This window comes from Mycobacterium europaeum, from assembly GCF_002102155.1.
Classification (GTDB): Bacteria; Actinomycetota; Actinomycetes; order Mycobacteriales; family Mycobacteriaceae; genus Mycobacterium; species Mycobacterium europaeum.
On sequence record NZ_LQOU01000032.1, the window covers coordinates 120,162 to 131,012 of the forward strand.

Below are 10,851 nucleotides of genomic sequence, written 5' to 3' on the forward strand. Positions count from 1 at the left end.
GGGAAGACGAACTCTCTGTACTTTTCGGTTCAGTACACGCCTGGCACCTTCCGCAGCACATCCGCCTCTACGGATGGAGTCAGTAATGTCTGTGGCCCAATCTTGGCAACACAGCCGCGCGGCACAGTTCACCGCGCGCTGGGACTCGTCGGGCACGCTGATCACGGTGGACGGTGAGCTCGACGCCGCCAACGCCGACCAGCTTGCGGCCTACGTCCGACAGGTCACCGGTCGTTCGCCGCGCATGATCCTGGATCTTCGCGGGCTGAAATTCATTGGCACGGCCGGCTTTTCGGCCCTGCACCGGATCAACGTCGGGTGCTCGGGCGCCCAGGTGGACTGGGCCATGGCGCCCAGCCCGGCGGTGTCGCGGCTGCTACGCATCTGCGACCCCGACGGCACCCTGCCCGTGACGACGCCGTCGGCCGAGCCGCTCCTGGAACCGCTGCGCGCGGAAGGCGAACAGCTTCTGTCCCTACTGCAATTGGTCGCGCAGCCGCGTTAGCGACTTCGCCAGCAGCCGGGAGACGTGCATCTGGGAGATGCCGACCCGTTCGGCGATCTGTGTCTGCGTCATCGACTCGAAGAACCTGAGCACCAACACCGTTCGTTCCCGTTCGGGCAGCGCCTCGAGCAGCGGGCGCAGCGACTCCTGGTCCTCGATCCGGTCCAGGCCGGTGTCCACGTCGCCCAGCGTGTCGGCGATGGCGCGGGCTTCGTCCTCGTCGCTGCCGCCTCCGCTGTCGATGGACAGGGTGTTGTACGAGCTGCCCGCCACCAGGCCCTCCACCACCTCCTCGCGGTCCATGCCGAGTTCGGCGGCGAGTTCGGTCGCGGTGGGCGCCCGGCCGAGCCGCTGCGACAGATCGGCGGTGGCGGTGCCCAGGCGCAGATGCAGTTCCTTGAGGCGCCGTGGCACCTTGACCGACCAGCTGTTGTCGCGGAAGTGCCGGCGAACCTCGCCCATGATCGTGGGCACCGCGAACGACACGAAGTCGGAGCCGGTCTCCACGTCGAAGCGGACCACCGCGTTCACCAGTCCCACCCGCGCCACCTGGACGAGGTCGTCGCGCGGTTCGCCGCGTCCCTCGAACCGGCGGGCGATGTGGTCTGCCAGGGGCAGGCAACGCTCGACGATCTTGTCCCGTTGACGCTGGAATTCCATCGAGTCGGCGGGCACGGTCGCCAACTCACGGAACATGTCCGGGACGTCGGCGTACTCGTTCGGGCGCGAGACCGAACCGCCGGCAGCTGGTGGTGTCACCTGCTGGAGGCCGCCCGTCGCGCCGTCAGCGTGATACCGAAGACACTGCCGGTTTGGTTGGGTTCACGACCATCGTGGAATGTCTGGACGTCGTCGGCCAGCGACGTCAGCACGTGCCAGCTGAAGCTGCCGGGCGCCACCACGTCATGGGTGTCGCACGCCGCCGACGCCTCCACCACCAGTTGGTCGTCCTGCGGGTCGACCACCACCACCAGGACGGCGTCGGGGGTGGCGCAGCGGATCAACCGGGTGCACACCTCGTCGACCGCGAGCCGCAGATCCGCAACGGCATCGAAGTCCAGATCCTCGAAGGTGCCGATCGCACCGACCAGCGTCCGCAGCATCGCGAGGTTCTCCAGGCGCGCCGCGACGTGCAGTTCGACGGCGCGATGGCCGCGCTGACGCTTGCTGGTGCGCAATCCCGCATCGTTCATCTGGTCTCCCGGCAACGTTTGACTGACATTACTACCGCCCCGCACACCGCCGTGGACCGTACGTTCGAGTCGATTAGTCACGTTTGCCGCCGGGTATTGGGCCCAGTATGGAGGGTCCAAAGGCCAGCGAAGCGGTTCGGGCGCGACCGCTCGAGCGCGCGGCGGTAGCAGCCGGGATCGCGCTGGCCGTGTTCGTGATTCTGGCGGTAAGCATCTACGTCGGCGTCCTCGTGATCGTGTCCCCCATGATGGGATGACCACGCTGACGCAACCTTTCCGGCACTCATCATGGTGCACACCTGATACCCACTCCACGGGGCCGGTAACCCCCCACACCCGCTTCCCCGAAAAATGATTCGCCGCTTGGCCGGAGCGCGGCGTGCGTGCCCCTAGCTGGCGGGCCGCTGGCGGTGTGCCTCGGGGTGTTCGGCGTACCAGCGATCCGCGAGCCGGCGGATCCGCCAGTGTTCTATCGCCACCCACACCAGTCCCAGGACCGCGGCGATGATGGCGAGCACGCCGGCGGTCATGCCCTCGTGATGATGTCCGGTGCCGAAGGCCGCCAGGCTCCCGCTAGCCCCGATCACGCCCCCCATCACCAGCAAATAGCCGGGCCAGTGCAACACGTCGATCAACGATTCGCCGGCAAGCGGCCGCGTGGTCCTCAGGTGGTCGACGGGGTCATGAAAGGTGTCTCCCATGGCTGCTCCTAGTGGAAACTTCGTGACTTGTGCGCAGCTCAATACGGGTTGCACCTTCAACGGTAGATCCCCCGGAAGGGTTTTGGCGAGACCCTCCTCAGAGGGCCAGCGACTGGCCGGCGATCGGGGCCACGCCGAGGGCCCCCATGAACACCATCAGCGTGAACAGGAACCAGCCCGCGCCGTGCCATCCCCACCAGGTGCCCTGCGCCTTCCACACGCGGTAGGTGCGCAGGAATGCCCAGAGCCCGCCAGCCAGCAGGATCAGCGGCCCACCCAGCGCCAGCAAAGTGCGCTGCGGAGCGCCGCAGGCCACGGTGTCCACGCTGTTGCCCGGGCAGGTGCTGACCCACAGCGCGGCCATGACCAGGAAGCCGACCGCCGCGGCCGCGACCAACACCGCGAACCGGACGGCCGCGCGCACCTCGCCGTCCTCCTGTCCCAAGCGATCACCACCCGACCGCTCATCCGCTTTGTGCATCCGCGCCCCTCATGTCCCCCACGTGGTTGTGCCCCACCCGATCATTGTCTTGTTCATCGTTTGCCGCGTCGCAATGGTTACCGCGCGACGGCTAATGGCCGACGATCTTCGGACCCCGATCGCGCCGGCACCAGCGGTGTGCGCACGGGAACACATACCCAACGGAAAAACCGGTAAACCGCCCGGGTCGCGCGGTGGGCCGGAATCCGGTCCGACGGGCGGGCGGCTCCGGGTGCCGCGCCACTGACAACACCGTCAATTACACCTATGAATCACCGCTGGCACGGGGCGTGAACGCCGGATAGACACAAACTCATTGGTGTCTCAGCACCGATGAGTACTATCTCTCACATGCCGACAGCCCGAAGGCGGTTATCCCCCGAGGATCGACGCGCTGAGCTGCTCGCTTTGGGGGCAGAAGTCTTCGGAAAGCGACCCTACGACGAGGTGCGGATCGACGAGATCGCCGAGCGCGCCGGAGTGTCCCGGGCGCTGATGTATCACTACTTCCCCGACAAGCGCGCCTTCTTCGCCGCGGTGGTCAAGGACGAGGCCGACCGGCTCTACGAGACCACCAACATGGACGACGCCAGCGGCCTGACCATGTACGAAGAGGTGCGGATGGGGGTCATGGCGTACATGGCCTACCACGAGCAGAACCCGGAGGCCGCGTGGGCCGCCTACGTCGGCCTGGGCCGGTCCGACCCGGTTCTGCTGGGCGTCGACGACGAAGCCAAGAACCGCCAGCTCGAGCACATCATGAGCCGGATCCACGACCTGGTGGCCAACATCTCGGGCGCCAAGCTGGAGGCCGACGTCGAGCGGGACCTACGGGTGATCTGCCACGGCTGGCTGGCGTTCACCTTCGAGCTGTGCCGCCAGCGCATCATCGACCCCACGATCAACGCCGAGCGCCTCGCCGACGCCTGCGCGCACTCGCTGTTCGACGCCATCGCACGGGTGCCCGAGATACCCGCGGAACTGTCCCACGCGATGGCCACGGCCCGCATCGAACCGCGCTAGCCCGCACGCATGTCGGTGCGCCTTGGCACCATGGTCAGGTGAGCACCCGCGACCCGTTAGGCCGGTTCAGCGCGACCGCCCGCGAATGGTTCACCAGCACGTTCGCCGGTCCCACCACCGCGCAGGCCCAGGCCTGGGACGCCATCGCCGACGGCGACAACACGCTGGTGATCGCGCCGACCGGATCCGGCAAGACGCTCGCGGCGTTCCTGTGGGCCCTTGACTCCCTGGCCGCTCTCGCCGGTTCGGCGGAACGGCCGGCCGGCACCCGCGTGCTCTACGTGTCGCCGCTCAAGGCGCTGGCGGTCGACGTCGAGCGCAACCTGCGCACCCCGCTGGCGGGCCTCACCCGCATCGCCGAGCGCCACGGCCTGCCGCCACCGGACATCAGCGTCGGCGTCCGCTCCGGCGACACGCCGCCCGCCGAACGCCGAACGCTCATCGCGCGGCCGCCCGACGTCCTGATCACCACGCCGGAGTCGCTGTTCTTGATGCTGACGTCGGCGGCGCGCGAGACGCTGGCCGGGGTGCAGACGGTGATCGTCGACGAGATCCACGCCATCGCCGCGGGCAAGCGGGGCGCGCACCTGGCGCTGTCGCTGGAGCGGCTCGACGACCTGCGGGAGGGCCGGCCCGCGCAGCGCATCGGGCTGTCGGCGACCGTGCGCCCACCCGAAGAGCTCGCCCGGTTCCTGTCGGGAGGAGGCCCCGCGACTCGGACAAGGGTGGTCGCCCCGCGGGCGGCCAAGACCGTCGAGCTGACGGTGCAGGTGCCGGTGCCCGACATGGCCAACCTGGCCAACAACAGCATCTGGCCCGACGTCGAGGCGCGGCTGGTCGACCTGATCGAGGCGCACCGGTCGACCATCGTGTTCGCCAATTCGCGGCGGCTCGCCGAGCGGCTGACCGCGCGGCTCAACGAGATCCACGCCGAACGCTGCGGCATCGCGCTGACGCCGGACGCCAACCGCGGGGTGCCCGGCGGCGCGCCCGCACACATCATGGGCAGCGGCCAGACCTACGGCGCCGAGCCGCTGCTGGCGCGCGCGCACCACGGTTCGGTCAGCAAGGAGCAGCGCGCCCTGGTCGAGGAGGACCTCAAGCGCGGGCTGCTCAAGGCGGTGGTGGCCACGTCGAGCCTGGAGCTGGGCATCGACATGGGCGCGGTCGACCTGGTGATCCAGGTCGAGGCGCCGCCCTCGGTGGCCAGCGGCCTGCAGCGCATCGGGCGGGCCGGCCACCAGGTCGGCGAGGTGTCGCAGGGCGTGCTGTTCCCCAAGCACCGCACCGACCTGATCGGCTGCGCGGTGACCGTGCAGCGCATGCTCGCCGGCGAGATCGAGACGATGCGGGTGCCCGCCAACCCGCTGGACATCCTGGCGCAGCAGACGGTGGCGGCCGCCGCGCTGGAGCCGTTGGACGCCGACCGCTGGTTCGACACGGTGCGCCGGGCCGCCCCGTTCGCGACGCTGCCGCGCAGCGTGTACGAGGCCACCCTCGACCTGCTGTCGGGCAAGTACCCGTCCACCGAGTTCGCCGAGTTGCGTCCGCGGCTGGTCTACGACCGCGACTCCGGCACGCTGACCGCGCGGCCCGGCGCGCAGCGGCTGGCCGTGACCTCCGGGGGCGCCATCCCCGACCGTGGGCTGTTCGCCGTGTACCTCGCGTCGGAGGCCGAAAAGCCCACCCGGGTGGGCGAACTCGAAGAAGAGATGGTGTACGAATCCCGGCCCGGGGACGTGATCTCGCTGGGCGCCACCAGCTGGCGGATCACCGAGATCACCCACGACCGGGTGCTGGTGATCCCCGCGCCCGGGCAGCCGGCCCGGTTGCCGTTCTGGCGCGGCGACGGCGTGGGGCGGCCGGCCGAGCTGGGCGCGGCGCTCGGCGCGTTCACCGGCGAGCTGGCCGGGCTGGACCGCGAGGCGTTCGACGCCCGGTGCGCCGGCCTGGGCTTCGACGCCTACGCGACCGACAACATGTGGGCGCTGCTGGACGAGCAGCGCACCGCGGCCGGGGTGGTCCCCACCGACACCACCCTGCTGGTCGAGCGGTTCCGCGACGAGCTGGGCGACTGGCGGGTGATCCTGCACTCGCCGTACGGGCTGCGGGTGAACGGGCCGCTGGCGCTGGCGGTGGGCCGGCGCCTGCGCGAGCGCTACGGCCTGGACGAGAAGCCCACCGCCTCCGACGACGGCATCGTGGTGCGCCTGCCGGACACCTTTTCCGATTTCGCGTCCGACACCGTCGAGAACCCGCCCGGCGCCGACCTTTTCGTCTTCGACGCCGAGGAGATCGACCCGATCGTCACCGCCGAGGTGGGCGGCTCGGCGCTGTTCGCGTCGCGGTTCCGCGAGTGCGCGGCCCGCGCCCTGCTGTTGCCCCGCCGGCACCCCGGCCGCCGCTCGCCGCTGTGGCAGCAGCGCCAGCGGGCCGCCCAGCTGCTGGAAGTGGCGCGCAAATACCCCGACTTCCCGGTGGTGCTGGAGACCGTCCGCGAATGCCTGCAGGACGTCTACGACGTCCCGGCCCTGACCGCGCTGATGGCCGGCATCGCCCAGCGCAGGGTGCGGGTGCTCGAGGTCGAGACGCCGCGGCCGTCACCGTTCGCGGCGTCGCTGCTGTTCGGCTACGTCGGCGCGTTCATGTACGAGGGCGACTCGCCGCTGGCCGAGCGCCGGGCCGCCGCGCTGTCGCTGGACAGCACCCTGCTGGCCGAGCTGCTGGGCCGGGTCGAACTCCGTGAATTACTCGATGTCGAGGTGATCGCCGCGACGGGCCGCCAGTTGCAGCACCTGACGCAGGACCGGGCCGCGCGGGACGCCGAAGGGGTGGCGGACCTGCTGCGGCTGCTGGGCCCGATGACCGAGGACGAGATCGCCGCCCGGGCCGGCGGGGCCGAGGTGGGCGGCTGGCTCGAGGGCCTGCTCGCGGCCCGGCGGGTGCTGAACGTGTCGTTCGCCGGCCGCAGCTGGTGGGTGGCCGTCGAGGACATCGGGCGGCTGCGCGACGGGGTGGGCGCGCCGGTTCCGCTGGGTGTGCCGGCCGCGTTCACCGAGGCGGTGGCCGACCCGCTGGGCGAGCTGCTGGGCCGCTACGCGCGCACCCACACGCCGTTCACCACGGCCGAGGCCGCCGCCCGGTTCGGGCTGGGGCTGCGGGTGACGGCCGACGTGCTGGGCCGGCTGGCCGACCCGTCCAGTTCTCAAGGCCGGCTGGTGCGCGGTGATTTCGTCGCCGCGGCGGCATCCGGGGTCTCCGGCGCGACCGGCGGCGAACAGTGGTGCGACGCCGACGTGTTGCGCGTCTTGCGGCGGCGCTCGCTGGCGGCGCTGCGGGCGCAGGTCGAACCGGTGAGCACCGCCGCGTACGGGCGGTTTTTGCCGGCCTGGCACGGGGTGGCCTCCCCCGGTTCGCCCGCCCACTCGGGGCTGGACGGGCTGATGTCGGTGGTCGACCAGCTGGCCGGTGTCCGCTTGCCGGCGTCGGCGCTCGAACCGCTGATCCTGGGCCCCCGGGTCCGGGACTACTCCCCCGCCATGCTCGACGAGCTGCTCGCCACCGGCGAGGTGACCTGGTCGGGCGCGGGGTCGATTTCGGCCGGCGACGGCTGGGTCGCGCTGCACGTGGGCGATTCCGCGCCGTTGACGCTGGCCGGCCTGGCCGCGCCCGCCGAGATCGACGAAACCGACGCCCATCGCGCGATTCTGGACACCCTGGCCGGCGGCGGCGCGTACTTCTTCCGTCAGCTGGCCCAGAGCGGAATCCCCGAGGGGGAGCTGAAAGCCGCGCTCTGGGAACTGATCTGGGCCGGCCGCGTCACCGGTGACACGTTCGCGCCGGTGCGCGCCGTGCTCGGCGGCGCGGGCAGCCGCAAACGCTCCGCCCCGGCGCACCGGTCGCACCGGCCGCCGCGCCTGAGCCGCTACAGCGTCGCGCACGCGCAAACGCGCCCGGCCGACCCGACCGTGGCCGGCCGCTGGTCGGCCCTGCCGGCGCCCGAGCCCGATTCCACGGTGCGCTCCCACTACCAGGCGGAGTTGCTGTTGGGCCGCCACGGCGTGCTCACCCGCGGCGCGGTAGCGGCCGAGGGCGTCACCGGCGGGTTCGCCACGCTCTACAAGGTGCTGAGCGGCTTCGAGGAAGCCGGCCGGTGCCAACGCGGGTACTTCGTCGAGTCGCTGGGCGGCGCCCAGTTCGCCGTCGCGTCGACCGTCGACCGGCTGCGCAGCTACAGCGACGGCATCGATCCCGAGCGCCCGCAATACCGGGCCGTGGCGCTGGCCGCCGCCGACCCGGCCAACCCGTACGGCGCCGCGCTACCGTGGCCCGCCTCCGGCGCCGAGGCCGCCGGGGCGCGGCCGGGCCGCAAGGCCGGCGCGCTCGTCGTCCTGGTGGACGGCCACCTGGCCTGGTTCCTGGAGCGCGGCGGGCGGTCACTGCTCACCTTCGGCGACGACCCGGCGTCCCACCACGCGGCGGCCGCGGCGCTGGCCGACCTGGTCGCCTCCCGGCGCGTCGCGTCGATCCTGGTGGAACGCATCGACGGGGTGCCGGCGCTGCAGCCCCAGGATGGGCCGACCCGGGTGGCGAACGCGTTGCAGGAGGCCGGGTTCGCCCGCACACCGCGCGGACTGCGGCTGCGGTGAGGCGGCGATCACCATGCCCGAAGGGGACACCGTCTGGCACACCGCGGCCGTCCTGCGCGAGCACCTGGCCGGCCGCACCCTGACGCGCTGTGACGTTCGCGTCCCGCGGTACGCCACCGTCGACCTGACCGGGCAGGCGGTCGACGAGGTGCTCAGCCGGGGCAAGCACCTGTTCATCCGGGTCGGCCGGGCCAGCATCCACTCACACCTGAAGATGGACGGCAGCTGGCGGGTGGGCGACCGGCCGGTCCGGGTCGACCACCGGGCCCGCATCGTCCTGGAAGCCGGCTCCGTCCGCGCCGTCGGCGTGGACCTCGGCGTCCTGGAGATCCTCGACCGCGACCGCGACGGGGACGCCGTCGCCCACCTGGGGCCGGACCTGCTGGGCCCAGACTGGGACCCCGCGCTGGCCGCCGCAAACCTGGCGGCCCAGCCGGACCGGCCCCTGGGCCAGGCGCTGCTCGACCAGCGGGTGCTGGCCGGCATCGGCAATGTCTACTGCAACGAGCTGTGTTTCGTCAGCGGGCATCTGCCCACCGCGCCGGTGAGCGCGGTCGCCGACCCGCACCGGCTGGTGTCCCGCGCACGAGAAATGTTGTGGCAGAACCGATTCCGTTGGAACCGATGCACCACGGGCGACACCCGGAGGGGGCGGCAGCTGTGGGTCTACGGGCGGGGCGGGCAGAGTTGCCGGCGTTGCGGCACCCGCATCTGCTACGCCGGCACCGGCGAACGGGTCACCTACTGGTGCCCGTCGTGTCAGCGCTGACGTGGCTAGTCCGACGGTGGCGACCCGCAGCGCCCGGTCCCGCGCAAGCCGGAGGTGCCCCCAACGCGCCCTCGCGATCGCCCCTAGTCGCGAGCGTGCGCCAGGAAGAACTCCGCGATCGCCTCCGACCCGTCGAGCGAGCGGGTGGTGGGGCCGATGATCGCCTTGGGCAGGTATTGCCTCCCGCCCGGCCAGGTGTGCCCGCCGCTGTCGATCCGGTAGAAGGTCACCTCGGTGGACGCCGCACACGCCGGGGAGTCGAAGCGGTGCACGACGGTGCCGTCCCCGACATTGGGCAGCGCCTGCACCGCCGGATCGCCCTGGCAGCCGTCGGCGGCGCGCCACTTGTCCACCATGGCGCCGGCGGAGATGGAGTGGCTCACCCCGCCGCGGCCGCGCACGACACCGCCGTTGAACGGCACCAGCGGGTCGGCGGTGCCGTGCGCCTCCCACACCGACACGGGCCGCGACGGATTGCACGCCACGCCCACGCCCAGGGTGCCCGCCACCGGCGCGGCAGCCGCGAACACGTCGGCGCGGTCACACGCCAGCCGGTTGGACATGAAGCCGCCGTTGGACATTCCCGTGACGAAGACATGTCCCGGGGCGATGCCGTAGTCGTTCTGCAGCTTGCCCACCAACCCCACCAGGAAGCCGACATCGTCGACATGCCGGCGATCCGCCGGCGACGCGCCCCGCCCGTCGGCCCAGCTCTTGTCGTAACCGTCGGGATAAACCACCAGCAGGTCGTGGGCATCGGCGACCGTGTCGAACCCCGTGAGGCCCCGCTGCCCCTTCCCGGTGCCGCCGCCGCCGTGCAGGCTCAGCACCAGGCCCACCGGGCTACCCGGCGGCACGTGCAGCAGGTAGGTTCGGTCCATGCCGCCGGAACGGAACGTCCCGGAGGCATCTCGAGCGCTGGCCGCCGACACATGCCGCACACCACAGGCCGCCAAGCACACCGCCACGACGGCCAGCGCCAACCAACGCACGTGCGGCATCCCGTCAGTGCACCGACGGGATCGGGGCCGCAGCAAAACGGGGTGTGGCGATGGTCGCAATATGATCGATGCTGCACCGTGCGACACCGCAACGTGCAACTATTCGGGCAGTCCCCGCTGTCAGCGAGCAATGGCACTTCGATGTCACGGGAGTATCAGAAATGACAAGGACCCAGATCCGCAACCCCAGCCTGGCGCTGTTGTTGTCGGCTGCCGGTGTCGTCCCGGCGGTCGGACTGCTGGGGCTCCTGGGACCGACAGCGACCGCCCACGCCACCGCCACCGATGACGCTTTCCTGGCGGCGCTGACGGCCAAGGGCATCAACTACGAATCTCCCGAGACGGCGATCCGATCCGGTCACTTGGTGTGCCAGGAACTCGATTCCGGCCAAGCGCCGGAACAGGTGGCAAACGACGTCATGAACAACAGCCACCTCGATGGCTACCACGCCGGCTACTTCGTCGGGGTCAGCATCCGCGCGTACTGCCCGAAATACGGCAGCCACGGCTGAAAGTTAACAGCTAGTTG

Annotated in this window: 11 protein-coding genes; 6 read left to right on the forward strand and 5 right to left on the reverse strand. The window is 71.1% G+C overall.

All coding sequences use genetic code 11. From position 1 onward, the window contains the following. The first annotated feature begins 73 nt into the window (after positions 1–73). On the forward strand, positions 74–505 hold the full coding sequence (locus AWC03_RS15970; RefSeq protein WP_085241692.1) for an STAS domain-containing protein: 432 nt from the start codon (positions 74–76) through the stop codon (positions 503–505). Here AWC03_RS15970 and AWC03_RS15975 read toward each other — a convergent pair. Together AWC03_RS15975 and AWC03_RS15980 are read right to left on the reverse strand one after the other, a co-directional pair. After that, on the reverse strand, positions 476–1,264 hold the full coding sequence (locus tag AWC03_RS15975) for an RNA polymerase sigma factor SigF (protein WP_067918163.1): 789 nt from the start codon (positions 1,262–1,264) through the stop codon (positions 476–478). The two genes, AWC03_RS15970 and AWC03_RS15975, sit on opposite strands and share 30 nt — an antisense overlap. Further along, positions 1,261–1,698, reverse strand: coding sequence for an ATP-binding protein (locus AWC03_RS15980; protein WP_068059208.1), 438 nt, complete (start codon positions 1,696–1,698; stop codon positions 1,261–1,263). The genes AWC03_RS15975 and AWC03_RS15980 overlap by 4 nt, the downstream gene beginning before the upstream one ends. Positions 1,699–1,805: 107 nt before the next feature. Between AWC03_RS15980 and AWC03_RS27495 the strand changes: the two genes are divergently transcribed. After that, complete coding sequence (locus AWC03_RS27495; RefSeq protein WP_167542750.1) at positions 1,806–1,955, forward strand: hypothetical protein; 150 nt, start codon at positions 1,806–1,808, stop codon at positions 1,953–1,955. A gap of 132 nt (positions 1,956–2,087) precedes the next feature. Here AWC03_RS27495 and usfY read toward each other — a convergent pair whose 3' ends face one another. Together usfY and AWC03_RS15990 are read right to left on the reverse strand one after the other, a co-directional pair. Then, complete coding sequence (gene usfY / locus AWC03_RS15985; protein ID WP_085241693.1) at positions 2,088–2,399, reverse strand: protein UsfY; 312 nt, start codon at positions 2,397–2,399, stop codon at positions 2,088–2,090. Between the two features lie 97 nt (positions 2,400–2,496). Then, entirely contained in the window at positions 2,497–2,880 is a 384-nt protein-coding gene (locus AWC03_RS15990) for a hypothetical protein (RefSeq protein WP_085241694.1), read from the reverse strand. A 351-nt stretch (positions 2,881–3,231) separates the two neighbouring features. Here AWC03_RS15990 and AWC03_RS15995 point away from each other — a divergent pair, with 351 nt between their 5' ends. Genes AWC03_RS15995 through nei2 form a run of 3 tightly spaced genes read left to right on the forward strand, consistent with a single transcriptional unit; the run spans position 3,232 to position 9,321 of the window. Continuing rightward, positions 3,232–3,903: a TetR/AcrR family transcriptional regulator gene (locus AWC03_RS15995; protein WP_085241695.1), complete on the forward strand. Its 672-nt coding sequence runs from the start codon at positions 3,232–3,234 to the stop codon at positions 3,901–3,903. 38 nt (positions 3,904–3,941) lie between these two features. Further along, positions 3,942–8,552 carry an ATP-dependent helicase gene (locus AWC03_RS16000; protein WP_085241696.1) on the forward strand — a complete coding sequence of 1,537 codons (4,611 nt, stop codon included), beginning with the start codon at positions 3,942–3,944 and terminating at the stop codon, positions 8,550–8,552. A gap of 13 nt (positions 8,553–8,565) precedes the next feature. After that, positions 8,566–9,321 carry an endonuclease VIII Nei2 gene (gene nei2, locus AWC03_RS16005; RefSeq protein ID WP_085241776.1) on the forward strand — a complete coding sequence of 252 codons (756 nt, stop codon included), beginning with the start codon at positions 8,566–8,568 and terminating at the stop codon, positions 9,319–9,321. 83 nt (positions 9,322–9,404) lie between these two features. On the opposite strand, the gene AWC03_RS16010 is transcribed toward nei2, so the two are convergent. After that, a complete protein-coding gene (locus tag AWC03_RS16010; protein WP_085241697.1) occupies positions 9,405–10,322 on the reverse strand; it encodes an extracellular catalytic domain type 1 short-chain-length polyhydroxyalkanoate depolymerase in 918 nt (305 codons plus the stop codon). A gap of 161 nt (positions 10,323–10,483) precedes the next feature. On the opposite strand from AWC03_RS16010, the gene AWC03_RS16015 reads away from it, so the two are divergent. After that, complete coding sequence (locus AWC03_RS16015; RefSeq protein WP_085241698.1) at positions 10,484–10,834, forward strand: DUF732 domain-containing protein; 351 nt, start codon at positions 10,484–10,486, stop codon at positions 10,832–10,834. The last annotated feature ends 17 nt before the right edge of the window (positions 10,835–10,851 follow it).